The sequence below is a fragment of the Ruegeria sp. HKCCD9138 genome (assembly GCF_057220975.1).
In genome coordinates, this window is the sequence record NZ_JBWVAZ010000003.1 from 401,276 (window position 1) to 427,147 (window position 25,872).

Below are 25,872 nucleotides of genomic sequence, written 5' to 3' on the forward strand. Positions count from 1 at the left end.
CCTAACCCTCTGCCTCGATCTGTGTACTGCGCGGAAGTGCCGCGACCCGGTTGCCACTGGTGAAAAAGAAATCGCACCCTAACGGATAGAGCGTCGAATTGCCCTGCAGAGCCACGACATCCGGCAGTGACAAACGCGCGGTGTTCTTTATGCCCGGCCCTCGCAGGATCGCACCTTGCGGCCGTAAAGCTTCGCATTCGACAATCAGCGTCGCAGAACGGTCCGGGTATTCAGGCGTACCAATGCGATAATTGCTCAACGGCATCAGATTCAGCCAGGCGCCGACGGCAAAATCGGCCTGAGATGCACCAACAATCGGTGCGCCCGTGTGGAAAGTCAGCCATTGGCGTATATTTTCAGTGTCCACCGCACCGGCCAGAAAAACGCCGGTATCCGCATCACACAGTGTCAGCAACAGCGTGCCCGCTGCAACTGATAGCGGTGCCGGAGGCTCGACCCCAGCAATCGTTCGAATTTCGCCGGGTCTCGCCATGACGGCCATTGCCGCGCGAAACGCATATGCGGCGTCTCTGGGGGCGTCGTGAAAACCGCCGGAAAACGGCGTTTGCGCATTCATCAGTCTTCTCCCCGAACCAGTGTGAAGAATTCTACCTTGGTGGCGGCGGCCTTGGCTGCACGTGCGTTTCGTGCGGCCTGCATCTGCTGTTTCAGTGGCTCGATCAGTGTTTCTCGGATCCCGCTGGCGGCTTTGGTCTGCATCAGCGCGTCGATCAAGGCCGCCACTTCGGCCCTGGATTTCGATCGCCCCCGCACATATCCATGCCCCACCGTGCCATCCTTCAGCACCAGAGAGCAGCGCGTCACCGTCATCTCACCAAGGTTGAACGGCGCGCCGGTTGCCCCTGTGCGCCCTCGTACCATCACGCCGCCAATTTCAGGACTGCGCAGCCACTCGAACGACGGACGCTCTGCGACGTTGGCCCAGAGGGCCATCAACGTCTCTTCCGGGGCACGCGCCAACAGCCCCATCCATTCCTGCCGCGCGGCGGTATCGGTTTCTGTCTGTTCTTTCATCGAAAGCCCTTGTCGCGGTTGTCTATTCGAACTATACAACTAGACAAATATTACAGCTCGCGGCCGCGTGCTGCAATCCTCGATTCCATGAAGTTTTGGTGACATGAACAAAACACCTGTCTGGAAAAGCATCGCCCTGAGCCTCACATCAGATATCGCCGAAGGGCGTTACGGGACCGGAGATCGCCTGCCGACCGAAGCGCAACTGTCGGCGACGCACGGTGTCAATCGCCATACCGTTCGGCGCGCCCTGTCCGAGCTTGCCGATCAGGGCCTGGTCCACGCCCGCCGTGGCGCAGGTGTATTTGTGACAGCGCGACCCACGGACTATCCAATCGGTAAACGGGTCAGATATCACAAAAGCATATCTGCCAGCGGAAAGATTCCGGGCAAACGTATTCTGTCATTAACGACACGCGCTGCTGACGTAGCGGAGGCTGGGGCGCTTGGGCTGAACCCCGGCGACGCGGTGCACGTCTATGACGGCTTGTCCCTTGCCGATGGTCAGCCCGTGGCAGTGTTTCAAAGCAGTTTTCCGGCAAACCGCTTTCCGGACATCCTGCAGACCCTGACCGAAACACAATCCGTCACAAAAGCGCTGCAACGATGCGGTGTTGAGGATTACATCCGAATCTCCACGCGCCTGACCGCGCGGGCTGCTACTGCGACACAAGCCCTGCACCTGAACCTGAGTGAAGGGGCTCCGGTTTTGCATTCGGTCGGTATCAATGCCGACCCGGACGGGCGACCGGTTGAATATGGCAAGACAGTCTTTGCCGGTGAACGTGTCACGCTGACCATCAGCGATCCTTGATTGTCAGACATTCTCCCGCCCGTCTTCGGCCTCCTGTCGGAGTCCTCATCCGGTTGGGCCCGGCGCCGCGCGCTGCGCGGCGCCGGGCCCAAGGCCGCCAGGGGGTATCGGCGTAGCCGATGCGCCAGCGGGCGCGGGAGGGCCATGGCTCAAGAAATCCGCGTTATTCGTACTTTTCCAGGAATGCCTCAGCCTGAAGAGCGCGAAAATCTGGCAGCACTTCACGCAGTCTCGCATGGTCCCAGTCCCACCAGGCAAGCGCCATCATACGCTCAGAAATGTTCTCAGAGAACCGGCGACGAACCGGCTTGGCGGTCACACCGGCGACAATTGTATATGGCGGCACATCCTTGGTTACGATTGCTCCGGATGCGACCACCGCTCCGTGGCCGATGGTCACTTCGGGTTTGATGATCGCCGCATGCCCAATCCAGGTATCATGGCCGACATAAGTCGTCCGACCCGCACGATGGGCGAACCAGTCCGCATCGTGTTCGACATCGTCCCAATAGTCTCCCGAGCGATAGTGGAAATGATGCAGCGAGGCCTTCTCCATCGGATGATCCGTGGCCCCGATCCGCGTAAAGCTGGCGATATTGGCAAACTTGCCGATCCGGGCATTTGCGATGTCACAGGTTCGGTCGCAGTAGGAATAGTCCCCAAAATCGGAGTTCGCCACGCGTGTACCGGCTCCGATCTCGACATACGCGCCAAAGGTACTTTCTGTGATCTGGCAATCGGGCTGGATCAACGGCTGGTCGAAACGCAGTCGCGCCATGGTCTTGTCGTCCTTTTTCTTTCTTAAGGCAGCAGGAACGGCTTGGCCTTCGGGTCGCGCGGCTTGCGCTTTTTGCCGGTCTCACCCTGGATCAGGCGTTTGCGCAACCAGCCCGAGAACCAGTCCATCAGCATCACCATCAGGATAATCAGGACGATGTAATAGGCGACTTCTTCCCAGTCCTTCTGGGTAATAATCGCCTGCGTCAGCAACAGACCGATCCCACCGCCGGTGATCGCCCCGATCACGGTGGCGCTGCGGGTGTTGGATTCGAGAAAATAGAGAAGCTGGCTCAGCAGCACCGGAGTGATCTGCGGGATCACCCCAAACCGATAGCGCTGCGGTGCGTTCGCGCCGGTGGACTGGACGCCCTCGATCTGCTTCTGGTCGACGTTCTCCAGAGCTTCCGAGAAGATCTTGCCGAACGTTCCGGTATCCGTCACCAGAATGGCAAGCGCACCGGTTAGCGGGCCAGGGCCAAAGGCTCGGGCCAGAACGACCGTCCAGATCAGCGCGTCCACACCACGGACAAAGTCGAACACCCGTCGGGTGACAAACCGGACCGACCGCAGCGGGTTGAAGTTGCGTGTCGCCAGGAAGGCAAGCGGCAAGGCGATCATGCCTGCGCCCAAAGTCCCGAGGAACGCCATCAGAATGGTCTCGAAGATCGCCCAGGCCACGTCCTGATGCCGCCACATCTTGTTGGTCCAGAAATCGTTGAAGATCGCCCCGGCCTCTCCTGATGCCGCGCGCGCTGTCAATTCGGGAAAAGACTTGCCGTAGAAGGGGCTGTCGAGTGTGAACCAGAACAGCTCCCACCCGGTAAAATAGCGAAACACCTCGGACCGATTTCGGGTGACGGTCAGGCGGCCAGCGTCGGTGGTGATCGCCAATCGGTTCTTTGACACGTTGATCCAGTCAGGCACTTCACCTGCTGGCAACTCGGCCTGCACTCCGGCCGATCGGCTGGGCGTCGCGCGCACCGTGCCATAGCCCGGGATGTCGTACTCGACCGTTTCAGGGCCGAAGCGCACCACATGACCGTCTTCCAGATCAATCACCGTCGTCTCACCCAGCGCGACCCATTCGGGCGAGGTGCCCTCGGGATAAGCGCCTTTGCGTTCACCCTCGATTGCGACCGATATTTCACCATTGCGATTGTCGCGCTCGACATGGGTTTTGTAGCTGTAGCTGTCAGACACAAGCGTCTTGCCGTTTTCCCAGTTGGCGCGTTCGGCCAGACCGGGGACATCGAAGGCAAAGACGACGTAGGTCAGGTATACAAGCACCAGCCCCGGCAGACCGAAATTCATGATACGCTTGCGGTTGAACAGGCGGTCGGCCTCGGCCTTGAGTTCGTCAATCGACAGGTCTGTGGCAAAGGTGCTCATGCCGTGGTTCCTTTTTCGGACCCGTGGGTCAGACGGTCGCGCAGATACCCGGACAGTTGATCCACAACGACGATGGTAACGAAGAGAAGGATAAAGATGGCTGCGGCCTCATCGTAACGACCCTGCCCCCAGGACATGGCGTTGCGCAGTTCGTAACCCAGACCGCCCGCTCCGACGAAGCCAAGGATGGCCGAGGCACGGATGTTAATTTCAAACCGCAGCAATGCATAGCTGACATAGTTCGGACCGACCTGCGGGATAACGCCCAGATACATTCGCTGTGACCAGTTGGCCCCTACGGAATGCAACCCTTCGACCGGTTTAAGTGAAGCGTTTTCATTAACTTCCGAGAACAGCTTACCCAGCGCACCAGCCGTATGGATGGCAATGGCGATCATCGCAGGGATCGGGCCGCCACCCAGAATGAAGATCAGCACCAGCGCAATCACGATCTCCGGGATCGCGCGGAAGATATCCGAGATACGGCGGAAGACCGGGATCAGCGACGGCCAGAGCGCCATGCCGCGTGTCGACATGAGCGCAAGGAATGTTCCACCTATTGTCCCGACCAGTGTCGCGGCTGCGGCGATATTCAGTGTCTCAACCAGCGCCGGGAAAAACTCGACAAGATTTGCCGGCATCGCGCCGATCTTTTCCCACGCCTCGGACAACATCTCGGACGGGTAGTCCAAAATACGATGCCAGCCATCTGTGAAACTGCCCGCATTGCGGCTGTCGGCTGTGCGGAAGCCCGCAGCCATCAGCGCAACAAACAGGATCAGAAGGATACCACCATAGACCCGCTTGCGTCGTGTCATCGCTGTGTAGTCGTCGCGGATCTGATCGACGCCTGGGGACCCAGCAGTCAGGTCTGTCATGGAATGCTCCTGAGTGGAAAAACGGGGCCCGGTTTTCCACCGGACCCCGATCATTGGATATGCAGGCTTAGTTGGACTTCAGCTTGCGTGCTTCGATGATGATTTCGTAGGCGCCGTGGGTGATCGGCTCGAACGCCTTTGCCTCACCTGCGGCCACGCCATAGAAACACTCTTGGTCTTTCTCGTGCAGGCCGGCCATCAGGGCGGTCATCTTTTCCTTGACGTCCGCAGGCAGCGCGGTGCGCAGCACGATCGGTCCTTCCGGGATCGGTTTGGACTTCCAGATTTCAACCAGGTCGTTCATGTCGACCAGGCCGGCATCAACAGCGCGGCGCAGGGCACCCGAGTTGTAGCCGTCTTCCCAATTGCCCAAACCGTCGGCCCAGGTCACACCGCCGTCGACGTCACCGTTGTTTACGGCAACGATGGTCTGCTCGTGACCGCCGGTGAATTTCACTTCGCCGAAGTAATCACCCGAGTCCATGGTTGCGCCTGTAGCCTGCGGAATTTCGATCGACGGGATCAGGTAACCCGAGGTCGAATTCGGATCGCCGAAGCCGAAGGCCTTGCCCTTCATGTCTTCCAGCGAAGTGATGCCGCTGTCCTTGCGAGCGAAGCCAACCGAATAGTAGCCATAGCCACCGTCAAGGTTCACTTTTACCAAAACCGGCTCGACCGCTTCGGGGTCGCTCAGATAGGTTTTTGCATAGCCCGATGCGCCCAGCCATGCCATGTCGATGGTGCCGCCCAGCAGGCCCTGGATCACACCGTTATAGTCGGCAGGTGCAAACAACTTGGTTTCAACACCCAGCTCTTCTTCGGTGTACTGACGAAGACATTCGTTGTTGTTCAGACGGTCCTGGGCGTTTTCGCCACCCAAAATACCGATGCGGAACTCGTTGATTTCCTGAGCCATTGCAGGTGCGGCCATGGCAGTGGTCGCAACAAGGGCAGCAATTAGTTTTTTCATCTGTCTTTCTCCAGGTTGATGTCCCCGACCTCTCATCGGGCCGGGCGATGAAAGGTGGTGGGGGGCTCAGATGGTGGCTTCGGCTTCCATCAGGGCCTTCTGGGTGGCGTCGAGCGTGTCGATCTCGGTCGATGTCGCCTCCTCCGAGAAGCTTGCATCGGCGCCATAGATCTCACGGGCGACGCCGGTGGTCAGCTGCTCGGGCAGCCCGTCGAACACGATGCGTCCGTCGCGCATGCCAACCACGCGGTCGCAATAGCGGCGCGCGGTATCCAGCGTATGCAGGTTGGCGATGACGGTGCGCCCGTCCTCTTCATGGATGCGACGTAGCGCCTGCATCACAACCTGCGCATTCATGGGGTCCAGCGAGGCGATTGGTTCATCCGCCAGAATGATCTTGGGGTCCTGCATCAGGGCCCGCGCAATCGCGACTCGCTGCTGCTGACCGCCCGACAAGGCTTCGGCCCGTTTCGGCGCATGTTCGGCAATGCCCAGACGGTCCAGAATATCGATGGCCCGATGGATGTCCTCCATCGGAAACAGGTTGAACATGGTGGCCAGCGTCGAATGCCGATTCAGCGTTCCGTGCAGTACGTTTGATACGACATCGAGGCGCGGCACCAGATTGAACTGCTGGAAGATCATCGCGCAGTCGGCCTGCCAGGCGCGCTTGTCTCGGCCTTTGAGTTGAGTGACGTCGCGACCTTCAAACAGAATCTGGCCATCGCTCGAATCCGTCAGGCGGTTAATCATCCTGAGCAGAGTCGACTTTCCCGCACCCGACCGGCCAATAATGCCGATCATGCAGGGCTTGTCGATGTCCAGAGTCGCGGCATCTACAGCCACGTTGTCGCCAAAACGTTTGGTCAGCTTGTCTATGCGCAGCACGTGCCACCCCCACTTCGTGTTGGCGGTCAGCTACAGATACCATTCAACGGCTTTGTGTCGGTTCGGTGAAAGTTTTGTAAACGTCCGCTGCCCTGTTGAGAGGCCTACACTTTGGCCACATTCGCGGATATATGCGCGTGACACCAAGTTACTCACATGAGGCCAACCATGAGCTTTGACCGCAAGATCAAGATCGCCCCGTCAATCCTCTCTGCCGATTTTGCCAATTTCGGACAGGAAATTCAGGCTATCGAGGCTCAGGGGGCCGATTGGGTCCATGTGGACGTGATGGACGGACATTTCGTACCGAACCTCACTTTCGGTCCGCCAGCGGTCAAAGCGTTTCGCCCGCATGTGAAGACGGTGATGGACGTGCACCTGATGATCACTCCGGTCGACCCATATATCCAGGCCTATGCGGATGCGGGCGCAGATGTGCTGACCGCGCATGTCGAAGCCGGACCGCATACGCACCGGACCTTGCAGGCGATTCGCGCTGCCGGGATGAAGGCGGGTGTAGCACTGAATCCCGGCACTCCGGCCGAGGCGGTCGAACACCTGCTTGATCTGACCGATCTGGTCTGCGTGATGACCGTGAACCCCGGATTTGGCGGTCAGAAGTTCATCGACATGACGAGCAAGATTCGCCGTCTGCGTCAGATGATCGGCGACCGCCCCGTCCATATTGAAATCGATGGCGGCGTCGACCCCAAAACGGCCCCCTTGGTTGCCGCTGCAGGTGCTGACGTTCTGGTCGCAGGCTCGGCTGTCTTCAAGGGCGGATCCGTAAACAAACCCGAAGTCTATGGCGAGAATATCCGTGCGGTTCGCGCTGCAGCCGAAAGCGTGCTGACCTGATCAGGCGGTACTCCCGCCAGCCGTCTGTGTTGCAGTCGAAACACCTCCTTTTGTTGGGCCCGGCATCGTGCTACGCGCGATGCCGGGCCCAAGGCCGCTAGCGGTATTGGCGCAGCCAATATCGCGCGGGCGCGGGAGGCTTTCGTTGCCTAAAGCCGACAACCCTTTACCAGAAGGGAAGCTATCTGTTCAGATCCTCGAAACAGCGCTCTTCTGCGACCAGTTTTTCAAGCAAAGGTGCAGGTTGCCAGAAATAGCCGTCCTCCGCCGACCATGAGCGGATATCGGACAAGACTTCTGGCAAACCTCGAATATCGGCCCATTTCAAAGGTCCGCCCCAATAGCGCGGGAAGCCGTAACCATAAAGCAGGACGACATCCACATCCAACGGGCGGCGGGCGATGCCTTCGCCAACCACCTTGGCGGCTTCATTTGCCATTGCGGTCAGGTAGCGGCGAACAATCTCTTCGTCCGAGAATGCACGCGGCGTGATCCCGTGTGTTGCTCGATCCGTTTCCACCAAAGTCAAAACTTCGGGGTTTGGCACACCGCCTCGCTTGCCCGGTTCGTATACGTAATATCCCCTGCCAGTCTTCTGTCCGAAATGCCCGGCCTCACACAGCTTGTCCGCGTATGAGCTGTCTCGGGCACGCGGGTCCAACCCTTCCGCCCACTTGCGTTTTCGTGCGGCCCAACCGATGTCCAACCCGGCCAGATCCGATACCGCAAAAGGACCCATCGCAAAGCCGAAATCGGTGAGAGCCTTGTCAATCTGAAACGGGCTTGCCCCGTCCAAAACCATATGATCGGCGCAGGCGCGGTACGTATTCAGGATACGATTCCCGATGAATCCGTCGCAAACCCCTGCCCTCACGGACACTTTTTTCAACCTGCGCCCAAGAGCGAAACCAGTTGCCACAACCTCGGGACCGGTTTGCTCGGCCACGACGATTTCGAGAAGCTTCATCACATGGGCAGGCGAAAAGAAATGCAGCCCGATGACGTCAGAAGGCCGCCCCGTTGCCTTCGCGATCTCGTCGATATCCAGGTAGGAGGTATTTGTCGCGAGGATTGCACCTTCCTTGCAGACCGCATCCAGGCTGGAAAACACCTGCTTTTTGACCTTCATATCCTCGAACACGGCTTCGATCACAAGATCGGCGGCACTCAGAGCGCCGTACTCCGTGGCCAGTTCCAACTTATTGGCCAGGATGTCGTCATGGTTGCTCTGGGTCAGCTTGCCGCGCTTGAGCGCGCCACCAAGGTTCGAGGCGATCCGACCCTTGGCAGCGTGGGCGGCGTCATCGGACATCTCCAGCAGCGTCACCTGCAAACCTGCCAACAGGGCAGACGTTGCAATTCCGGCACCCATCGTGCCACCGCCGACAACGCCGATCTGATGCAGATCCCTCGGCGCGACATCTTTCAGTTCCGGCAGTTTCGACACCGCGCGTTCGGCAAAAAAGGCGTGGATCAACCCTTTGCGCTGATCAGACGCCATCAATTCCATGAACAACTCACGCTCACGCGCTTGACCGGCCACAAAACTTTCTGCCTCGCAGGCGGCCTGCACCGCGCGCACTGCGACGGCCGGTGAGAGTTGACCACGCCCCTTCTTCAACACGGCATCATAGGCCGCGTCGAAGTCAATCGGTTCAGGGGCGGGCATATCGCAGATCGGTCGGCGAGGCGTGTCAGTTTCCAGCAACTCGGCCACATACTCCAGACCGATCTGGCGCGGTTCACCCTCCTGGACCCTGTCCAGCACACCCAGTTCCAAGGCTTCGGGCGCCGACACATGGCGGCCTGTCGTAATCATGTCCAGCGCCGCCTGAACTCCGGTCACGCGCGGCAGGCGTTGAGTGCCACCTGCGCCCGGGATTATGCCCAGATTCACTTCGGGCAGACCGACCTTTGCAGAAGGTACGGCAATTCGGTAGTGACAGGACAATGCGACCTCGAGCCCGCCACCCAGCGCGGTTCCGTGCATTGCCGAAACGATCAATAGTGGCGATGCTTCGATCCGATCACAAAGTGCCGGGAGCCAGGGATCTTGCGGCGGTTTGCCAAATTCCCGGATGTCGGCGCCCGCGAAATAGGTCCGGCCATCTCCATGGATCAGCACTGCCCGCGCCCCCTCGGTCTCGGCGCGCTCGATCCCGGCCAAAAGGCCCCGTCGCACATCAACACCCAGAGCGTTTACCGGTGGGTTCTGCGCTGCAAGAACGGCAATATCTCCAACTTTCTCATATCCAATGACCTGGGACATTCGCCTCATACTCCCCCGATTGATGCACACAGCACACCCGCTTTTGGCCTTGTTATGGTGTGCGCCCGGAGACTGAACCGGGACGCGCTCGTATTCAACCCCATTTACCGACTAATCGTTCGGTTTTTTGCTAAACACCAAGAATTGATAAGTATTTTATGGGTCACCAATCGTGTGCGCCCTAAACTGACCAGAGGCTGTTGGGTGTACCAAGACCCTATGCTGTCGTCTTCACCAAGAACCAAACAGGGAGCATGATCATGTGCGATATTTGCGTCATCAACTCGGTGAAGGACCGAATGCTGTCCCGCCGATCGTTCTTCAAGGCCAGCGCCGCTGTGGCAGCGGGTACAGCACTCGGGACTGCACGCACCACTCCGGCCATGGCCGCAGGGCACGGAGAAATGGTGGACATGACCCACGTCTACGACGCCGATTTCCCAACCTATTTTGGCCAACCGGGGATCGAAGCGGACCAGATCTTCAATCTTGAGGACAATGGGTTCAACCTGTTCAGTCTGGCGGTCAATGAACACACCGGAACGCATATCGATGCGCCGCTGCATTTCTCGGCCGACGGACAGTCGGTGGATGAGATCCCGGTGTCGAACCTGGTCTGTCCGCTCTGCGTCATCGATATCGCCATGCGGGCGAGTGAGGATGCAGATGCCCAGGTCACCCCAGATGACCTAAAGACCTGGATCGCAGCGCACGGCCCGATCCCCGAAGGTGCCTGTGTTGCGATGCATTCCGGCTGGGGAAACAAAGCCAACTCACCTGAATTCCGCAACGCCGATGACGACGGTACGATGCACTTTCCAGGGTTTCACGTCGAGGCAGCACAGATGCTGATGGATGAAACAGGCGCAGTGGCTATTGCCGTAGATTCCCTGTCGCTGGATCATGGGCCATCAGCAGATTTCGCAACACATCACGCGTGGCTGCCAACCAATAGGTATGGTATCGAAAATCTGGCAAATCTCGATAAGGTACCGGCCAGCGGTGCCACTTTGATTGTAGGTGCACCCACGCACCGCGGTGGAACGGGCGGACCGGCCCGCATTTTCGCGATGGTTTAAAGACACATCCAATTGTGGCTATTGGGTTCAAGGACATCATACTTCTGATCTGCACACGCTGCACAACGGCTATGCGCAATACTGTATGGCCGATTGCGGCCAGGATGAATAAATCACGTCGGTGAAAAAACCTCGACGAAAGATGGATCAATGCGTCAATCCACCACTCACCTGTCTTTGACCGAAATTGCAGCCGATATTGCCAAAGGCATTTGTGTCGCATTCGCTGAAATTGGCGAGGCACGCGCCAAGTCGCGCAAAGTGCAAATGCTATGGTCGTTGAGCGACGCCGATCTGGCCACGCGTGGAATTGATCGCAAAGACATCATTCGCCTTGTTATGGCTGGTGTCGTCTGAAGGTATCGCCAAGCCTTTTCAAGAGATCTGGATCAAGACCGTCGCATCGTTCTGACCGCCGTGACAGCCCGCAATTCTGCGGGCTTTTTCTTTTGTCGGGCTTGATATGTTACATTTTTCTTAACGTATCCAGATTCACGTTACATTTTTTCTTGCCGCGAATCACACGCAGGTTTATTAACCGACCTAGCGGTCAATTATTGTTGCTGACCTAGTAGGGAGAGTTCGATCCATGGATGCCTTTATCTGCGACGCTCAGCGGACTCCTATCGGTCGCTACGGCGGCAGCCTCAGCGCGGTTCGGACCGACGATCTGGCGGCTGTTCCGATGGCGGCATTGATGGCACGGAACCCACAGGTCGATTGGGCCAGTGTCGATGACGTCATCTTTGGCGATGCCAATCAGGCGGGGGAAAGCAACCGCAACGTGGCGCGCATGGCTGCCTTGCTGGCCGGGCTACCAATGGACGTGCCGGGAACAACGCTCAACAGGCTTTGCGCCAGCGGAATGGATGCGGTTGGCATGGCCGCGCGGGCGATCAAGGCCGAAGATTACGACATGGCGATCGCAGGCGGTGTCGAAAGCATGTCGCGCGCACCGTTCGTCATGCCCAAGGCCACATCCGCGTTTTCGCGTGCAAATGCCGTATACGACACCACAATTGGCTGGCGGTTCGTGAATCCCAGGATGCAGCGAGAGTTTGGTATCGACTCGATGCCGGAAACCGCAGATAACGTGGCGGAAGCTTATGGCATCAGCCGCGAAGATCAGGATGCTTTTGCGGAACGCAGCCAGGCCCGCTGGGCCGCGGCGCACCAGGCCGGGGTGTTTCAGGAGGAGATCACCCCGGTCACAATTCCCCAGCGCAAGGGCGACCCGATCACCGTGGACACGGACGAGCATCCTCGCCCGGGCACGACGGCTGACAAGTTGGCTGCTCTCAAGGGGATCAACGGCCCGGACAAGACGGTCACAGCCGGAAACGCATCGGGTGTTAATGACGGCGCGGCGGCCATCCTGCTGGCGAACGAAGCTGCTGCGAGCAGAAATGGGCTTACCCCGATTGCACGCGTCGTTGGGATGTCCGTTGCGGGTGTCGAACCCCGTATTATGGGTATCGGCCCGGTCCCGGCCAGCCGCAAGGTGCTTGAGCGCGCCGGACTAAGCATCGAACAGATGGATGTGATAGAATTGAACGAGGCTTTTGCCTCACAAGGTCTGGCCACGCTGCGCGAATTGGGTGTGCCTGACGACGCACCTCATGTGAACCCAAATGGCGGAGCGATTGCCATTGGCCACCCGCTTGGCATGTCTGGCGCGCGGCTGGTGATGACGGCAGCATACCAGCTCCGCCGCACCGGCGGTCGCTACGCGCTGTGCACGATGTGCGTAGGCGTTGGCCAGGGCGCCGCACTTGTACTTGAACGCGTGTGACGCGCAGCCCGAAAAGCGGGACCCGGATCTCGGTTTCCGCTGCGCGGCATCAAATATGGGAGGAGACCCCACATGTATGCTCAGATGATCAAAACGGCCGGAACGGGCGTCAAATCCCGCGAGGAGATGACCGAACAGGAACGCGCCTTTCAGGACAAGATCGACGCCGATATCAAGATCGAGCCCAAGGACTGGATGCCTGACGATTACCGCGCGACCCTGATCCGCCAGATCGGCCAGCACGCCCACTCCGAGATCGTGGGACAGTTGCCCGAGGGGAACTGGATCACCCGCGCCCCGACGCTTGAACGTAAGGCGATCCTGTTGGCCAAGGTGCAGGATGAGGCCGGGCACGGGCTTTACCTGTACTGCGCAGCGGAAACGTTGGGTGTCAGCCGCGACGAGATCACCGAGATGCTGCTGGACGGCCGCATGAAATACTCGTCGATCTTCAACTATCCGACGCTCAACTGGGCCGATATCGGCGCGGTCGGCTGGCTGGTCGATGGCGCGGCGATCATGAACCAGGTGCCGCTGCAGCGCACGTCATTTGGGCCGTATTCCCGTGCTATGATCCGCATCTGCAAGGAAGAAAGCTTTCACCAGCGCCAGGGCTATGACGCGATCCGAAAGATGGCGGAAGGCACGCCGGAACAGAAGAAAATGGCACAGGATGCGCTGAACCGGTTCTGGTACCCGTCGCTGATGATGTTCGGGCCATCCGACAAGGACTCGGTTCATTCAGCACAGTCGATGGCGTGGAAGATCAAGATCAACACCAATGACGAGCTGCGCCAGAAATTCGTCGACCAGACGGTCCCGCAGGCCGAATACCTGGGCCTGACAATCCCTGATCCGGATCTGAAATGGAATGAAGAACGCGGGCACTACGATTTCTCAGAGCCCGACTGGTCCGAATTCTTCGACGTCATTAAGGGGAACGGCCCTTGTAACGTGGATCGTCTGGCCGCACGCAACAAGGCCTGGGATGACGGCAAGTGGGTCCGCGACGGACTTCTGGCCCACGCCCGCAAGAAACGCGCCGGAAATCTGGCAGCCGAATAAGCCCACCCTGAGGAGGAAACCCGATGAATAACGAATGGCCCCTGTGGGAGATATTTATCCGCGGTCAACACGGCATGAGCCACCGTCATGTCGGCTCGCTGCACGCGCCTGACGCCGAAATGGCGATCAAGAACGCACGCGACGTCTATACCCGCCGCAACGAAGGCGTTTCGATCTGGGTGGTCGAGGCCAACAACATCTCGGCCTCATCGCCCAGCGACAAAGGCCCGCTGTACGAACCCAGCGAAAGCAAGGTGTACCGCCACCCGACCTTTTTTGACATCCCCGAAGAAGTGGGGGCAATGTGATGACCCGCGACGAAGCTTTCCTGCAATTCCTGCTGCGGATGGGGGACAACACCCTGATCCTGGGCCATCGCGTCAGCGAGTGGTGCGGCCACGCGCCCGTGTTGGAAGAAGACATCGCGCTGGCGAATACCGCGCTGGACCTGATCGGCCAGACGCAGATGTGGCTGGGGCTTGCGGGTGAGATCGACGGCGGCAAAAGCGCCGATGACCTGGCCTTTCTGCGCGACGCCTGGGATTTTCGCAATGTGCTGTTGGTTGAAGTGCCAAACGGTGACTTTGGCCGGACACTGATGCGGCAATTCCTGTTCGATGCGTGGCATTCGATCATGCTGGGGCGGTTGATGAAGTCCTCTGACGATCGCGTCGCCGCCATCGCGGCAAAGGCCAGCAAAGAGGTTGCCTATCACCTCGAACGCTCGGGCGACACTGTCGTCGGGCTGGGTGACGGCACCGAGGAAAGCCAAACACGGATGCAGGAAGCGCTGGATTACCTTTGGCCCTATGTCGGTGAGATGTTCGCCAGCGACGATGTCGATGCCGAGATGGTTGCGGCAGGTATCGCGCCCAATCCGGCCGATTTGCGCGCAGAGTTTGATGCTCTGGTCGAACGGATCCTGAACGACGCAACGCTGACGATCCCCGATAGTCGCTTTGCCCACAAGGGCGGGCGTGACGGGCGCATGCATACGGAACATTTGGGTCACCTTCTGACCCAGATGCAGTGGCTTCAACGCGCCTATCCCGGCGCGACCTGGTAAATCGATGCGTGCCTCGACAGATCAGATCTGGGAATGGCTGGATGCCGTACCCGACCCTGAGATTCCGGTGATTTCGGTCGTCGATCTGGGCATAGTGCGCGATGTGCGCTGGGACGAGAAGACGCTGAAGGTGACGGTAACACCCACCTATTCCGGCTGCCCGGCAACATCCGTCATCAGCATGGACATCGAAACGGCCCTGCGGGACCACGGTATCAGCGATATCCGCATCGAGACCAGTATCTCGCCTGCCTGGACGACAGACTGGCTGAGCGACAAGGGCAAGGAAAAGCTGGAAAAATTCGGCATCGCCCCACCGCAGCCTGCGGGTGGGCCTAGCCGCTGCCCGCGCTGCGGCAGCAAGGCGGTTGAAAAGATCAGCCAGTTTGGCTCGACCCCGTGCAAGGCGCATTGGCGCTGCACCGACTGCCTGGAACCTTTTGACTATTTCAAGTGCATCTGAGGAGGAGCACCGGATGGCACGCTTCCACGACCTGAAAGTCACCGACATCCACAAGACCATCCGCGATGCGGTGGTTGTGACCCTGGAGCCGGTGAACGGAACTGCGGATCAGTTCGATTTCACTGCCGGCCAGTACCTGACCTTCCGCCGTGACTTTGATGGCGAAGAACTGCGCCGGTCTTATTCGATCTGCGCCGGCAAGGACGACGGTGTATTGCAGGTCGGGATCAAGCGGGTGGACGGCGGCGCCTTTTCGAGCTGGGCCAATGCGGATCTCAAAGTCGGAGACATTGTCGAGGCAATGCCGCCCATGGGCAGCTTCCACACCCCGATCGAGCCGTCATCCGACAAGCAATATCTGGGGTTCGCCGGCGGATCGGGGATCACGCCTGTCCTGTCCATCCTGAGGACTGTCCTTGCGCGCGAGCCCAAATCTCAGTTCACGCTTATTTATGCCAACAAAGGCATCAATACGATCATGTTCCGCGAAGAACTTGAAGATCTCAAAAACCTCTATATGGGCCGGCTCAACGTCATCCATATTTTGGAAACTGACGCGCAGGAAATCGATTTGTTTACCGGGCTGGTCACACAGGAAAAATGCGCTGAACTGTTCAAGCACTGGATCGATATCAAGAACGTCGACACGGCCTTCATCTGCGGCCCCGAACCGATGATGCTGGGTATCGCCGCAGCGCTGCGCGAACATGGACTGGGGGACGACCAGATCAAGTTCGAACTCTTCGCCAGCGCTCAGCCCGGTCGCGCCAAGCGCAAAACAACTGCGGCCGATGCGGCGACTCAAGCTAATCAGACCAAAGCATCCATAACGCTGGACGGGTCGACACAGACCATAACCTTACCCAAGGATCAGTCCATTCTGGAAGCCGCCCTGGAAAACGCGATGGACGCGCCCTATGCCTGCAAGGCCGGGGTCTGCTCGACCTGCCGCTGCCGGGTGCTGGAAGGCGAGGTTGAAATGGTCGCAAACCACGCACTTGAAGACTACGAGGTTGAAAAAGGGTATGTCCTGAGTTGTCAGGCCTACCCGGTGACCGACCGCGTTGTCGTCGACTACGACCAGTAAAAAGGGGAGAGGACCAATGGCCGAAGACATGACAATCGACAGCTATCTGGCTGCGGGCGGCGTTCTGACCAACCCGACCAACGTCCCGCCCCGCTATCGTGCCGAACTGATGAAGCTGATGGCCACATTCGTTGACAGTGAACTGGCCGGTGCCGCCGGGTTTGCCGACGTCATCAACATGGGCCCCGGCATCAAGGAACGCATCGCGGCCGCCAAGATCGTGCTTGAGAAAACCGACAACGCAGATCGCGTTCTGAAGATAATGGGCGAATTCGGCGCTGATACTCAGCGATACGTAACTCATCATCCGTGGACCACCCGGCTAAGCCGGGGCGCAGACATCGGCGCGACCCGTAGCGAGCACGATATGCGCCTTGCGGTCTTCAACTATCCGATCAATGGCTGGACAGATGCGGTAATCATGAACCTGCTGATGAGCCGCGCCGTAGCCGAGCAACTGGCCGAATTCTCGACCATCTCATACCAGCCATTGGCCGAGGCGTTCCGGTCCATCGCCCCGATCGAAGCACACCATGGTGAGCTGGCTCTGGAAGGTGCCGTCAAATTGGCCGAGCAGGGTGAAACCGAGCAGATGCAAAAATCGGTGGAGTACTGGTGGCCGCGCGTGGCGGCAAGCTTTGGCACTGCGAGCGACGAGAAGATGGAGCACCTGAGAAAGCAGGGGCTGCGTCGCCTGAGCGGGTCCGAACTGAAGTCGCGGTGGACGGTCCAGGCGACCCGCGCGGTCAAACAATTGGGTCTGACCGCCCCTGAATGATTAATCCGCGCGGCTGCGACTGATCAGCCCGTATTTCAAGGCAAAAGACCTGAGCGAACGACGTTTGGGCCTTTTCTGCGCAACGGATCGCTTCGCCTGAGCGCCGCCCTGACGGTTGAATTCATAGACGTCGATCACCTTTTCGGCACAACCACAGGCCTCGCCCAAACCGACTTTGGTGAAATAGAACTTGTCGAACCGTTCGGGTGTTTGCATGGGCGCCCTCCTGCCCCCTATTGAACCCCGAAAGACAGGAAAAACCAAATCACATCCGCGCAAGGGAGCCTTTGCCGTCGGTCCCTAAAGGCCATTCAGACCGTCCAGGGTCAGGTCGCTGACAAGCGTAGCATAATTTTTGCGGGCCTCGGCGTCAGCACCCGAGTTCCACATGTAAAACCAGTTCAGCATGCCAAAAACCGACATGGTCGTTGCGCGCAGCTTGGCAGCGTCTTCGCGCAGAACGTTCGGTGCTATATCGGCGAGGATGTCGCTGAGAAAAACCACAAGATCGCGCTGATAGCCGCGCAGCAACCTTTGCTGATCCGCAGGCAGGGCCGAAATGCCCGTGGACTGGACGCGGTGTTCATCGTCCACACCCTGATAGGCCAGCAGAATCTCCCGAACCGCCTTTCGTAGCCGGTCCGGCGCGCTGAGCCCGTCCATATCCAGCCCGCAAATCCCATCACGTAACTGCCGCAGATAGGATTCGAGCATGTCAAAAAGGATGGCATCCTTGCTATCGTAGTAGTGGTAGATGTTAGCCTTGGATATTCCGCACTCGGTTGCCAACTGCGCCATCGAGGCCCGGTCGAACCCTTCACGCGCAAAGACGCGCGCGGCCGATTTCAGAATGCGTTCGCGCTTGTGATCGTGGTCTTTCGCTATCGTACGGGCCAAATCGTGATCTCCGCCTCTGCCTTATTCATTCCGGTTGTCGATGACGCGGCGCGCCTTGCCCTGGCTGCGTTCAACTTCACCCGGATCGCCTATATTGATCTCGGTCGAAATACCAACGACATCTTTGATCCGGCGCGTCAGCATGCGGACAGCAGCGGTTTTGCTTAGCTCGTCCGCGGCGTCCGGTGTGGCCTCGACATGAATGCGCATCGCATCCATGCGGCCGGCGCGATAGAGTTCGATCTGGTAATATGGCGCAAGCCCACCTGTGGCCAGAACCTGTTCTTCAATCTGGCTTGGGAACACGTTGACACCGCGCAGGATGATCATGTCGTCCGACCGCCCGGTGATCTTTTCCATCCTCCGCATCGACCGCGCCGTGCCCGGCAACAACCGCGTCAGATCGCGGGTACGGTAGCGGATCATCGGCAAGCCTTCCTTGGTCAGAGTGGTAAAGACCAGCTCACCCATTTCTCCGTCAGGCAGCACTTCGCCTGTCTCGGGGTCGATGATTTCGGGGTAGAAGTGATCCTCCCAAATGACAGGGCCGTCTTTGGTTTCCACGCACTCGTTGGCAACGCCCGGCCCCATGATCTCGGACAATCCGTAGATATCGACCGCGTGCATGTCAAAAGCCTGCTCAACCTCGGCCCGCATCGAATCCGTCCACGGCTCGGCACCAAAAACACCAACCTTCAGTGAACAGGCGCGCGGGTCGATCCCGACCTTATGATATTGTTCGAGAATATTGAGCATATAAGACGGCGTCACCATGATCCCGTCCGGTTTGAAATCGGTGATCAGGTCGACCTGTTTTGACGTCTGCCCGCCACTCATCGGGACAACCGTAGCCCCAAGCCTTTCGATCCCGTAATGCGCGCCCAGACCGCCGGTGAACAAGCCGTATCCGTAAGCGTTATGCACCATATCCCCACGGCGCAGACCGCTGGCCCGCAGCGACCGGGCCACCAGATCGGCCCAGTTGTCGATATCGCCCTGAGTGTATCCCACGACGGTCGGCTTGCCGGTCGTTCCCGAGGACGCGTGCACACGGATAATCTGATCTCGCGGAACGGCAAACAGGCCAAATGGATAATTGTCCCGCAGGTCGTTTTTGTAGGTGAATGGGAAACGGCTCAGATCGCTCAGCGTTTGCAGATCGTCGGGATGCACGCCCGTTTCGTCACACCGCTGACGATACATCGGCACATTGTCATAGGCATGGCGCAGCGACCATTTCAGCCGATCCAGTTGCAACGCCCGGATTTCGTCAATCGAGGCGATCTCAATCGGATCGAGATCCGCCTTGTTCGGAGTAAGATCCTTCATGCTATCCCCCTTTTCTCAGGTTTCTTCAAAGACCAAACCGCCAACTGCACGGGAAAAACCCCGAAACTCGGCGATCTTCCGGCCGTCTTGGTTGGTGACTGTCACATCATAGATTCCGCTGCGCCCGGTCAGGCTCTGCTCGGTCGCCAAAGCCGTCAGGCAATCGCCCGAGCGGGCCGGAGCCACATAGCTGATTACGTTATGCTGGGCCACGGTGGACTGGTTGCGACTGTTGCAGGCAAAGGCAAAGGCGCTGTCGGCCAGCATGAAGGTCACGCCGCCGTGGCAGATGCCATGGCCATTGCAGTGATGATCCTGAACCTCCAGGGTCAGCCTCGCTGTGCCCTCTGCAATATGCGCCAGCTGCATCCCGGCCCATTTCGACGCATTGTCCCGGCCCCACATGGCAGCGGCTGCTTTTTCTGCGCGATCGTTCGGCGTCATCCTATTTTCCTTGGAACACTGGCGCGCGTTTTTCCAGAAAGGCTGTCACGCCTTCTGCGTAATCCGCGCTTTCGCCGCAGGTTTTCATGGCGTCCGCCTCAAGCTCCAGATGGTCGGTCAGGGACGTCGTCGCTGCGGTCTGAATGGTCTGCTTCGTCAACCCAAGTCCCAGCGTCGGACCGTTAGCGAACTGTTCGGTCAGCGCGCGGGCCTCGCTCATCAATTCGGCGTCCGGAATGGCTTTCCAGATCAATCCCCATTGCTCGGCTTGCGTCGCTGGCAACGGCTGACCGGTCAACGCCAATCCCTTGGCGCGCGCCTCGCCCAACAAGTGCGGCAAATGCCAACTTCCGCCGGTATCCGGTATCAGACCGACCTTGGAGAAGGACTGAATGAATTTGGCGGATTCAGCGGCCAACACAACATCGCAGGCCAAGGCGATATTGGCCCCTGCCCCGGCTGCCACTCCGTTCACGGCACAGACGACGGGGAAATCCAGCGAGCGAATCAGCCGCACGAGCGGTGCGTAAAACGTGCGGACCGTGTAGCCCAGATCGGGCGGGCCAGCCATTGTCGCAGGATTCCGGTCGCCCAGATCCTGACCGGCGCAGAACCCTCGACCCGCTCCAGTCAACAGAACGGCACGCGCACCGCGATCACGGGCGGCCTCAAGCTCTGCCCGCAAGGCCATGTGCATTTCATCGGTAAAGCTGTTCAGGCGATCCGGACGGTTCAGGGTGATTTCAACCCATTTTCCGTGATCCTGCGAAAGAATCGTATCAGTCATACCCAATTCTCTTTGCATAAGTTTCAACAAACTTCTTGCATAAACCGAACGGTTGGTCAATAAATTCTGAGACCCTTGTGACTCGGCCACGTGGAAAGGCTCTGGACCAACATGCCCAGCCCGCCCCTCGCGTCGTTGATAGTTACAAAACGCACTATTAACATGTTCACGACTTACGCTTTTGAGGAGGAGACCCGGTCATGAAATTTTCCAAACTCACCACCCTGCTGGCCTCAGCAACACTGGCGGTATCAGGCACAATCGCGTTTGCTGCCGACTACACCCTGACAATCTCTAGCTGGGCGCCGCCGACCCATGGCATCAACGCAAAGATGTGGCCCAAGTTCGTCGAAATGGTCGAAGAGGCCACCGACGGCCAGGTCACAGCCGAATTGAAACTGGGCATCGCCCCGCCCCCGGCGCAAATGGACCTGATCATGGACGGCGCGGCAGATGCCTCGATCATTTTCCACGGCTACCAGCCGGGGCGTTTTGTCACCACCAAACTGATCGAACTGCCCGGCTACGAAGGAACTGCGGAAGAGGCATCCGTTGCTTACTGGCGCGCCTATGACGCACACCTCAAGGCAGCTGACGAACACCGCGGCGTGAAGGTCATTGCGTTGCACACCCACGGTCCAGCGCAATTGCATTCCAGTGCTCCTGTGACCACGCTGGACGAAGTATCCGGCCTCAAGGTCCGTATCCCCGGCGGTGTTGGCGGTGACGTCGGCACAGCACTGGGAGCGACAGGCATTCAGGTTCCGGCCCCCAAGGTCTACGAAACATTGGCGTCCAAAGCGGCGGACGGCGTTGTCATGCCTTTCGAATCCCGCAAAGGCTTCAAGCTGACCGAGGTTGCGCAGAACGTTTATGAATTGCCGGGCGGCCTGTATCGCGGGTCGTTCGCCTTTATCATGAACGAAGACACTTTCGCCGACTTGCCTGAAGACCTGCAAAAGGCGCTTGAGGAGAATGTCTTTGGCGAACCGCTCAGCCGGGAAATCGGCAAGATCTGGGATGAGATCGACGCCATCGGACGCGAAGCCACTGAAGCTGCCGAAGGCAACGCGATCAACGCGGCCAGCGATGCAGATCTCGAGAAATTCTCGGCCATCGCCGAAGATATTCGCGGCAAAGTCATCGCGGAAGTGGACGCGACAGGTGTCGACGCACAAGCCGCATATGACATGATCAACTCGGAACTGTCCTCCAACTGATCCAAGCTCCGGGGCGGTTGCCAATCCCGCCCCGGACCACTGCCCGAGGTACCGATGTCTCCCTTTATCCAGCTCATTCGCCGTGCCAGCATTCTTCCGGTGGTCGTGGCCAGCGTTGCGCTTTTCGTCCTGATGGTGATGACGTTTTGCGATGTCATCCTGCGGTCGGTTTTCAATGCGCCGATTGAGGCCGCGACCGAGTTGACCCGTATCCTGATGGCCATCCTGGTGTTTTCTGTCCTGCCCATCGTTTCGACCACAAACGGTCATATCGCGGTGGACCTGACCGACGGTGTATTCAACCGCCTCCACCTGTCCCGCGTGCGCGATCTGGTCATTTATCTGGTCAGCGGAATGATGCTTTACTGGCCTGTTCAGCGCGTATGGGTTCTGGCCGAGCGGGCACGGGATTATGGGGATGTCACCGAATACCTCTCGATCCCGACCTATCTGATCGGCTGGTTCATCACCTTGTCCGTTGCCGTGACTGCCGTGGTGATGATCGCCACCGGCCTGCTGCGTTTCTTTGCCCCTCACATCCTTTCGGAGACCAATTGATGACCGCCGCACTGATCGGATTCGCGATTGTCCTGATCCTTGTCCTGATGCGCCTGCCCATCGTCTTTGCCATGGGTCTGGTTGGAACGCTGGGTTTTGCCTATGAACGTGGCGGATCCATTTTCGACGAACGCGGCCTCAAAGCCGCCATGTCCATGGTGGGGCGTCAGATCACAGACACCGCGCAGGACTATGGCCTGTCGGTGGTGCCGCTGTTCATCCTGATGGGGCTGTTCGTGAACAAGGGCGGCATGGCGCGCGAGCTTTATGCCGTATCCAACGCTTTTCTGGGCCATATGCGCGGCGGTATCGCCATGGCAACGGTTGCTGCTTGCGGTGGGTTTTCGGCGATCTGCGGCTCGTCGCTGGCCACCGCCGCCACCATGTCCAAGGTCGCCATGCCGCAGATGCGCCGTTATGGCTATTCTGATGAGTTGTCGACCGCGTCCATCGCGGCGGGCGGCACACTCGGCATCCTGATCCCACCGTCGGTCATTCTGGTCATCTATGGGTTGCTGACCGAAACCTCGATTGGCAAGCTGTTCATGGCGGGCATCATCCCCGGAATCCTGGGTATTCTGTTCTACCTGTTCGCCGTGCGCTGGACAGTCTGGCGCAACCCCGAGGCCGGCCCTGCAGGCGAACGCTCAAGCTGGGCTGATCGCCTTCGCGCCCTGGGGTCTGTCTGGGCCGTCCTGCTACTATTCTTCCTGGTGATCGGCGGTCTTTATGGTGCGTTTGATTTCGAACCTCTGAACCTGACATTCTCGCCGACCGAAGCCGCCGGCATGGGTGCTGCCGGTGCGTTTCTGATCGCCCTGTTCCGGGGCGGACTGACAGTAGGCTCGACGTTCGAAGTCCTGAAAGAAACCTGCTTTACGGCCTCGGCCCTGTTTGCCGTACTGATCGGCGCACAGATCTTTTCGAATTTCATTAATCTGGCCGGATTGCCCGAGGCGCTGATCGCCCTGGTCACCGCATACGACGTGTCGCCCTTTGTCGTGATACTCATGATCCTCGGCATCTACATCATTCTGGGCTGTGTGTTTGAATCGCTGTCGATGCTACTGCTGACCGTTCCAATCTTTTTCCCGCTGGTCACTTCGCTGGGGTATGACCCAATCTGGTTCGGCATTGTCGTTGTGGTCGTCACGGAGATCTCGCTAATCACTCCACCTGTCGGGCTGAACGTCTTCATCCTGAAAGGCGTGGTCGGAGACGTCTCGACCGGCACGATCTTCCGAGGCGTCACCCCGTTCTGGGTCGCCGACATCTTCCGCCTGGCGCTGATCGTACTTGTGCCCATCGTGGTCCTGTACCTGCCTCAGCAGATGGGCGCATTGGGGCACTGAGCCCGACTGACTGAAATTCAACAGGAGGACGCACATGTCCCTGCATCAGATTTCCAGCTTTGCCGCCGGAGCGTGGATTGCGCCCGGATCCGGCGCCCGGACCATCGCCTCGGCCATCACCGGCGCACCCTTTGCCACGGCGGGCAATGCCGATCTCGACGTGCAGGCAATGCTGGACTATGCCCGCAATACCGGTGGACCCGCCCTGCGTGCCATGACCTTCCATCAACGCGCCCGCATGCTGAAGGCGCTGGCACAGGCCCTGTCCGAGCACAAACAGGCGCTGTATGATCTCAGCTTCGAGACCGGGGCCACGCAAAAAGACCACCTGATCGATATCGATGGCGGAATCGGCACCATGTTCGTTTTTGCCTCGAAAGGTCGGCGAGAAATGCCTGACGCGCACGTCTATCTGGATGGCAACATCGAACAGCTGTCGCGCAACGGAACGTTTCTGGGGCAACACATCTGCACCCCGTTGCAAGGCGTCGCGGTACATATCAACGCATTCAACTTCCCGGTCTGGGGCATGCTGGAGAAACTGGCCCCCACCCTGCTGGCCGGGGTGCCTGCCATCGTGAAACCGGCAACAAACAGCTGCTATGTCACCGAGCTGGCCGTGCGGATCATGCTGGACAGCGGTATTCTGCCGGAAGGTGCGCTGCAACTGGTTTCGGGCGGTCTGGGCGATATGTTGGATCGTCTGGGCTGTCAGGATGTGGTCAGCTTCACCGGTTCGGCGGACACGGCGCTGAAACTGCGGCAAACACCGGCAATCGTGCGCAACTCGGTTCGGTTTGTAGCCGAGCAGGACAGCCTGAATGCCTCGATCCTGGGGCCGGACGTGGTCGCGGGCACGCCCGAATTCGACCTGTTTGTCAAGGAAGTCACCCGCGAGATGACCGCGAAAGCGGGACAAAAATGCACGGCTATCCGTCGGATAATCGTGCCCGACGCGCAGATACAGGCCGTGATCGACGCGCTGTCCGCTCGGCTGGCTCAGGTCACGATCGGCGACCCGCGGCTTGACACGACACGCATGGGGGCGCTGGTATCGAACGGGCAGAAAGCAGATGTGCTCGCCAAGGCCGACGTGATCGGAACTGAAGCCGAACGGGTCTTTGGTGACCCCAAGGCATTCAAAATTGAAGGGCCCGACACCGGCGCCTTTGTTCCGCCGATGCTGTTCCACTGTGCCAATCCCGACAACGCCCAGCGCGTCCATGATACCGAGGCTTTTGGCCCGGTTTCGACCATCATGGGGTATCGGGATCTGGATCATGCGGTGGCGCTGGTCAACCGGGGCCAGGGATCACTGGTCACATCGCTGATCACCCACGACCCGGACGTTGCACGCGAAGTGGTTCTGGGGGCCGCCGCCTATAACGGTCGTATATACATCAATGACCGCGACTCGATGGCGGAATCCACCGGCCATGGCTCGCCTTTGCCGCACATGGTCCATGGCGGACCGGGCCGTGCGGGCGGTGGCGAAGAAATGGGCGGAGTACGTGGCGTTATGCACTATATGCAGCGCACGGCGATTCAAGGCTCGCCCCGTATGCTGTCCGCAATTGGACACAAATGGGTTCCCGGCGCGCCCGAAATCAGCGGCCCGGAGCATCCCTTCACCCGCAAGTTCGGCGAACTGAGCATCGGGGAAACCCTGAACACCGCACCGCGCACCATTACGCTGGAAGACATTGAGCACTTTGCCAATTTTACCGGCGACACATTCTATGCCCATATGGATGAAGACGCGGCGGCACGTAACCCGTTCTTCCCCGGTCGCGTGGCGCATGGCTATCTGCTGCTGAGCTTTGCCGCAGGGATGTTCGTCGAACCGAACGAAGGCCCGGTTCTGGCCAATACCGGACTGGACGGGTTGCGCTTCATGAAGCCGGTCGTCCCGGGCGACAGCATCAAGGTGCGTCTGACAGTCAAGCAGAAGACCCCGCGCAACGACGAATATGGCGAAGTGCGCTGGCACGTCACGCTCACCAATCAGGATGATGAATTGGTGGCAGAATACGAATTGCTGACCATGTGCGCGTGCTGACAACCGGCACACGGG

At 59.0% G+C, this 25,872-nt stretch carries 28 protein-coding genes; 15 read left to right on the forward strand and 13 right to left on the reverse strand.

The annotated features are described in order from the left end of the window. Position 1: 1 nt before the first annotated feature. Complete coding sequence (gene phnH / locus AC2TEL_RS07755; RefSeq protein WP_480903030.1) at positions 2 to 577, reverse strand: phosphonate C-P lyase system protein PhnH; 576 nt, start codon at positions 575 to 577, stop codon at positions 2 to 4. Next, positions 577 to 1,035 carry a phosphonate C-P lyase system protein PhnG gene (gene phnG, locus AC2TEL_RS07760; RefSeq protein ID WP_480903031.1) on the reverse strand — a complete coding sequence of 153 codons (459 nt, stop codon included), beginning with the start codon at positions 1,033 to 1,035 and terminating at the stop codon, positions 577 to 579. The genes phnH and phnG overlap by 1 nt, the downstream gene beginning before the upstream one ends. Positions 1,036 to 1,138: 103 nt before the next feature. On the opposite strand from phnG, the gene phnF reads away from it, so the two are divergent. Continuing rightward, positions 1,139 to 1,849, forward strand: coding sequence for a phosphonate metabolism transcriptional regulator PhnF (gene phnF, locus AC2TEL_RS07765; RefSeq protein ID WP_480903033.1), 711 nt, complete (start codon positions 1,139 to 1,141; stop codon positions 1,847 to 1,849). Between the two features lie 163 nt (positions 1,850 to 2,012). Here the strand turns inward: phnF and AC2TEL_RS07770 are convergent, their stop codons facing one another. The 5 genes from AC2TEL_RS07770 to phnC all read right to left on the reverse strand — a co-directional run bounded on the left by AC2TEL_RS07770 (position 2,013) and on the right by phnC (position 6,754). Continuing rightward, positions 2,013 to 2,627, reverse strand: coding sequence for an LbetaH domain-containing protein (locus AC2TEL_RS07770; RefSeq protein WP_480903035.1), 615 nt, complete (start codon positions 2,625 to 2,627; stop codon positions 2,013 to 2,015). A gap of 23 nt (positions 2,628 to 2,650) precedes the next feature. Further along, positions 2,651 to 4,018: a phosphonate ABC transporter, permease protein PhnE gene (phnE, locus tag AC2TEL_RS07775; protein WP_480903037.1), complete on the reverse strand. Its 1,368-nt coding sequence runs from the start codon at positions 4,016 to 4,018 to the stop codon at positions 2,651 to 2,653. Continuing rightward, positions 4,015 to 4,896: a phosphonate ABC transporter, permease protein PhnE gene (phnE, locus tag AC2TEL_RS07780; RefSeq protein WP_480903039.1), complete on the reverse strand. Its 882-nt coding sequence runs from the start codon at positions 4,894 to 4,896 to the stop codon at positions 4,015 to 4,017. The genes phnE (AC2TEL_RS07775) and phnE (AC2TEL_RS07780) overlap by 4 nt, the downstream gene beginning before the upstream one ends. A gap of 67 nt (positions 4,897 to 4,963) precedes the next feature. Continuing rightward, a complete protein-coding gene (gene phnD, locus AC2TEL_RS07785) occupies positions 4,964 to 5,866 on the reverse strand; it encodes a phosphonate ABC transporter substrate-binding protein (RefSeq protein WP_480903041.1) in 903 nt (300 codons plus the stop codon). Between the two features lie 66 nt (positions 5,867 to 5,932). Then, positions 5,933 to 6,754 carry a phosphonate ABC transporter ATP-binding protein gene (gene phnC / locus AC2TEL_RS07790; protein ID WP_480903043.1) on the reverse strand — a complete coding sequence of 274 codons (822 nt, stop codon included), beginning with the start codon at positions 6,752 to 6,754 and terminating at the stop codon, positions 5,933 to 5,935. Positions 6,755 to 6,922: 168 nt separating this feature from the next. Between phnC and rpe the strand changes: the two genes are divergently transcribed. Further along, positions 6,923 to 7,612, forward strand: a complete 690-nt coding sequence (rpe, locus tag AC2TEL_RS07795) for a ribulose-phosphate 3-epimerase (protein ID WP_480840991.1) — start codon at positions 6,923 to 6,925, stop codon at positions 7,610 to 7,612. Positions 7,613 to 7,793: 181 nt separating this feature from the next. Here rpe and AC2TEL_RS07800 read toward each other — a convergent pair whose 3' ends face one another. After that, the gene (locus AC2TEL_RS07800) at positions 7,794 to 9,881 is read right to left on the reverse strand and encodes a 3-hydroxyacyl-CoA dehydrogenase NAD-binding domain-containing protein (RefSeq protein ID WP_480903044.1); all 2,088 of its coding nucleotides are present in this window, start codon (positions 9,879 to 9,881) and stop codon (positions 7,794 to 7,796) included. Between the two features lie 260 nt (positions 9,882 to 10,141). Here AC2TEL_RS07800 and AC2TEL_RS07805 point away from each other — a divergent pair, with 260 nt between their 5' ends. The 9 genes from AC2TEL_RS07805 to AC2TEL_RS07845 all read left to right on the forward strand — a co-directional run bounded on the left by AC2TEL_RS07805 (position 10,142) and on the right by AC2TEL_RS07845 (position 17,211). Further along, complete coding sequence (locus AC2TEL_RS07805; protein WP_480840996.1) at positions 10,142 to 10,960, forward strand: cyclase family protein; 819 nt, start codon at positions 10,142 to 10,144, stop codon at positions 10,958 to 10,960. Between the two features lie 150 nt (positions 10,961 to 11,110). Then, the gene (locus AC2TEL_RS07810; RefSeq protein ID WP_480903046.1) at positions 11,111 to 11,317 is read left to right on the forward strand and encodes a hypothetical protein; all 207 of its coding nucleotides are present in this window, start codon (positions 11,111 to 11,113) and stop codon (positions 11,315 to 11,317) included. Between the two features lie 232 nt (positions 11,318 to 11,549). Continuing rightward, positions 11,550 to 12,752: a 3-oxoadipyl-CoA thiolase gene (gene pcaF / locus AC2TEL_RS07815; RefSeq protein WP_480903048.1), complete on the forward strand. Its 1,203-nt coding sequence runs from the start codon at positions 11,550 to 11,552 to the stop codon at positions 12,750 to 12,752. 72 nt (positions 12,753 to 12,824) lie between these two features. Continuing rightward, the gene (gene paaA, locus AC2TEL_RS07820) at positions 12,825 to 13,817 is read left to right on the forward strand and encodes a 1,2-phenylacetyl-CoA epoxidase subunit PaaA (protein ID WP_480841001.1); all 993 of its coding nucleotides are present in this window, start codon (positions 12,825 to 12,827) and stop codon (positions 13,815 to 13,817) included. Between the two features lie 23 nt (positions 13,818 to 13,840). After that, positions 13,841 to 14,125, forward strand: coding sequence for a 1,2-phenylacetyl-CoA epoxidase subunit PaaB (gene paaB / locus AC2TEL_RS07825; protein WP_170404692.1), 285 nt, complete (start codon positions 13,841 to 13,843; stop codon positions 14,123 to 14,125). After that, on the forward strand, positions 14,125 to 14,883 hold the full coding sequence (gene paaC / locus AC2TEL_RS07830; RefSeq protein ID WP_480841003.1) for a 1,2-phenylacetyl-CoA epoxidase subunit PaaC: 759 nt from the start codon (positions 14,125 to 14,127) through the stop codon (positions 14,881 to 14,883). The genes paaB and paaC overlap by 1 nt, the downstream gene beginning before the upstream one ends. A gap of 4 nt (positions 14,884 to 14,887) precedes the next feature. After that, on the forward strand, positions 14,888 to 15,346 hold the full coding sequence (gene paaD / locus AC2TEL_RS07835; protein WP_480841005.1) for a 1,2-phenylacetyl-CoA epoxidase subunit PaaD: 459 nt from the start codon (positions 14,888 to 14,890) through the stop codon (positions 15,344 to 15,346). 13 nt (positions 15,347 to 15,359) lie between these two features. Then, a complete protein-coding gene (locus AC2TEL_RS07840) occupies positions 15,360 to 16,433 on the forward strand; it encodes a 2Fe-2S iron-sulfur cluster-binding protein (RefSeq protein WP_480841007.1) in 1,074 nt (357 codons plus the stop codon). Positions 16,434 to 16,449: 16 nt separating this feature from the next. After that, the gene (locus AC2TEL_RS07845; protein ID WP_480841009.1) at positions 16,450 to 17,211 is read left to right on the forward strand and encodes a Phenylacetic acid catabolic protein; all 762 of its coding nucleotides are present in this window, start codon (positions 16,450 to 16,452) and stop codon (positions 17,209 to 17,211) included. Here AC2TEL_RS07845 and AC2TEL_RS07850 read toward each other — a convergent pair whose 3' ends face one another. The 5 genes from AC2TEL_RS07850 to paaG form a co-directional block, all read right to left on the reverse strand. Further along, the gene (locus AC2TEL_RS07850; RefSeq protein ID WP_480841011.1) at positions 17,212 to 17,427 is read right to left on the reverse strand and encodes a hypothetical protein; all 216 of its coding nucleotides are present in this window, start codon (positions 17,425 to 17,427) and stop codon (positions 17,212 to 17,214) included. Positions 17,428 to 17,511: 84 nt separating this feature from the next. Further along, complete coding sequence (locus AC2TEL_RS07855; RefSeq protein WP_480841013.1) at positions 17,512 to 18,108, reverse strand: TetR/AcrR family transcriptional regulator; 597 nt, start codon at positions 18,106 to 18,108, stop codon at positions 17,512 to 17,514. A gap of 21 nt (positions 18,109 to 18,129) precedes the next feature. Further along, positions 18,130 to 19,437: a phenylacetate--CoA ligase PaaK gene (gene paaK, locus AC2TEL_RS07860; RefSeq protein ID WP_480841015.1), complete on the reverse strand. Its 1,308-nt coding sequence runs from the start codon at positions 19,435 to 19,437 to the stop codon at positions 18,130 to 18,132. A gap of 15 nt (positions 19,438 to 19,452) precedes the next feature. Then, positions 19,453 to 19,881: a hydroxyphenylacetyl-CoA thioesterase PaaI gene (gene paaI / locus AC2TEL_RS07865; protein ID WP_480903050.1), complete on the reverse strand. Its 429-nt coding sequence runs from the start codon at positions 19,879 to 19,881 to the stop codon at positions 19,453 to 19,455. A gap of 1 nt (position 19,882) precedes the next feature. After that, positions 19,883 to 20,668: a 2-(1,2-epoxy-1,2-dihydrophenyl)acetyl-CoA isomerase PaaG gene (paaG, locus tag AC2TEL_RS07870; RefSeq protein ID WP_480903052.1), complete on the reverse strand. Its 786-nt coding sequence runs from the start codon at positions 20,666 to 20,668 to the stop codon at positions 19,883 to 19,885. A gap of 200 nt (positions 20,669 to 20,868) precedes the next feature. Here paaG and AC2TEL_RS07875 point away from each other — a divergent pair, with 200 nt between their 5' ends. Genes AC2TEL_RS07875 through paaZ form a run of 4 tightly spaced genes read left to right on the forward strand, consistent with a single transcriptional unit; the run spans position 20,869 to position 25,857 of the window. Continuing rightward, entirely contained in the window at positions 20,869 to 21,888 is a 1,020-nt protein-coding gene (locus tag AC2TEL_RS07875; RefSeq protein WP_480903054.1) for a TRAP transporter substrate-binding protein, read from the forward strand. Between the two features lie 54 nt (positions 21,889 to 21,942). Further along, a complete protein-coding gene (locus AC2TEL_RS07880) occupies positions 21,943 to 22,446 on the forward strand; it encodes a TRAP transporter small permease (RefSeq protein ID WP_480841022.1) in 504 nt (167 codons plus the stop codon). Next, the gene (locus AC2TEL_RS07885) at positions 22,446 to 23,798 is read left to right on the forward strand and encodes a TRAP transporter large permease (RefSeq protein ID WP_480903055.1); all 1,353 of its coding nucleotides are present in this window, start codon (positions 22,446 to 22,448) and stop codon (positions 23,796 to 23,798) included. The genes AC2TEL_RS07880 and AC2TEL_RS07885 overlap by 1 nt, the downstream gene beginning before the upstream one ends. A 34-nt stretch (positions 23,799 to 23,832) precedes the next feature. Then, positions 23,833 to 25,857 carry a phenylacetic acid degradation bifunctional protein PaaZ gene (paaZ, locus tag AC2TEL_RS07890; protein ID WP_480903057.1) on the forward strand — a complete coding sequence of 675 codons (2,025 nt, stop codon included), beginning with the start codon at positions 23,833 to 23,835 and terminating at the stop codon, positions 25,855 to 25,857. Positions 25,858 to 25,872: the final 15 nt, after the last annotated feature.

Excerpts from the sequence above, each read along its gene's own strand:
- paaK (WP_480841015.1), bottom strand. The coding sequence starts at position 19,437 with ATGAAGGATCTTACTCCGAACAAGGCGGATCTCGATCCGATTGAGATC.
- paaZ (WP_480903057.1), top strand. The coding sequence starts at position 23,833 with ATGTCCCTGCATCAGATTTCCAGCTTTGCCGCCGGAGCGTGGATTGCG.
- paaB (WP_170404692.1), top strand. The coding sequence starts at position 13,841 with ATGAATAACGAATGGCCCCTGTGGGAGATATTTATCCGCGGTCAACAC.
- rpe (WP_480840991.1), top strand. The coding sequence starts at position 6,923 with ATGAGCTTTGACCGCAAGATCAAGATCGCCCCGTCAATCCTCTCTGCC.
- AC2TEL_RS07840 (WP_480841007.1), top strand. The coding sequence starts at position 15,360 with ATGGCACGCTTCCACGACCTGAAAGTCACCGACATCCACAAGACCATC.
- phnF (WP_480903033.1), top strand. The coding sequence starts at position 1,139 with ATGAACAAAACACCTGTCTGGAAAAGCATCGCCCTGAGCCTCACATCA.
- phnE (WP_480903039.1), bottom strand. The coding sequence starts at position 4,896 with ATGACAGACCTGACTGCTGGGTCCCCAGGCGTCGATCAGATCCGCGAC.
- paaD (WP_480841005.1), top strand. The coding sequence starts at position 14,888 with ATGCGTGCCTCGACAGATCAGATCTGGGAATGGCTGGATGCCGTACCC.
- phnD (WP_480903041.1), bottom strand. The coding sequence starts at position 5,866 with ATGAAAAAACTAATTGCTGCCCTTGTTGCGACCACTGCCATGGCCGCA.
- paaI (WP_480903050.1), bottom strand. The coding sequence starts at position 19,881 with ATGACGCCGAACGATCGCGCAGAAAAAGCAGCCGCTGCCATGTGGGGC.
- phnG (WP_480903031.1), bottom strand. The coding sequence starts at position 1,035 with ATGAAAGAACAGACAGAAACCGATACCGCCGCGCGGCAGGAATGGATG.
- paaA (WP_480841001.1), top strand. The coding sequence starts at position 12,825 with ATGTATGCTCAGATGATCAAAACGGCCGGAACGGGCGTCAAATCCCGC.
- AC2TEL_RS07880 (WP_480841022.1), top strand. The coding sequence starts at position 21,943 with ATGTCTCCCTTTATCCAGCTCATTCGCCGTGCCAGCATTCTTCCGGTG.
- phnE (WP_480903037.1), bottom strand. The coding sequence starts at position 4,018 with ATGAGCACCTTTGCCACAGACCTGTCGATTGACGAACTCAAGGCCGAG.
- AC2TEL_RS07800 (WP_480903044.1), bottom strand. The coding sequence starts at position 9,881 with ATGTCCCAGGTCATTGGATATGAGAAAGTTGGAGATATTGCCGTTCTT.
- AC2TEL_RS07805 (WP_480840996.1), top strand. The coding sequence starts at position 10,142 with ATGTGCGATATTTGCGTCATCAACTCGGTGAAGGACCGAATGCTGTCC.
- paaG (WP_480903052.1), bottom strand. The coding sequence starts at position 20,668 with ATGACTGATACGATTCTTTCGCAGGATCACGGAAAATGGGTTGAAATC.
- AC2TEL_RS07875 (WP_480903054.1), top strand. The coding sequence starts at position 20,869 with ATGAAATTTTCCAAACTCACCACCCTGCTGGCCTCAGCAACACTGGCG.
- AC2TEL_RS07770 (WP_480903035.1), bottom strand. The coding sequence starts at position 2,627 with ATGGCGCGACTGCGTTTCGACCAGCCGTTGATCCAGCCCGATTGCCAG.
- AC2TEL_RS07845 (WP_480841009.1), top strand. The coding sequence starts at position 16,450 with ATGGCCGAAGACATGACAATCGACAGCTATCTGGCTGCGGGCGGCGTT.
- pcaF (WP_480903048.1), top strand. The coding sequence starts at position 11,550 with ATGGATGCCTTTATCTGCGACGCTCAGCGGACTCCTATCGGTCGCTAC.
- AC2TEL_RS07850 (WP_480841011.1), bottom strand. The coding sequence starts at position 17,427 with ATGCAAACACCCGAACGGTTCGACAAGTTCTATTTCACCAAAGTCGGT.
- AC2TEL_RS07885 (WP_480903055.1), top strand. The coding sequence starts at position 22,446 with ATGACCGCCGCACTGATCGGATTCGCGATTGTCCTGATCCTTGTCCTG.
- AC2TEL_RS07810 (WP_480903046.1), top strand. The coding sequence starts at position 11,111 with ATGCGTCAATCCACCACTCACCTGTCTTTGACCGAAATTGCAGCCGAT.
- phnH (WP_480903030.1), bottom strand. The coding sequence starts at position 577 with ATGAATGCGCAAACGCCGTTTTCCGGCGGTTTTCACGACGCCCCCAGA.
- paaC (WP_480841003.1), top strand. The coding sequence starts at position 14,125 with ATGACCCGCGACGAAGCTTTCCTGCAATTCCTGCTGCGGATGGGGGAC.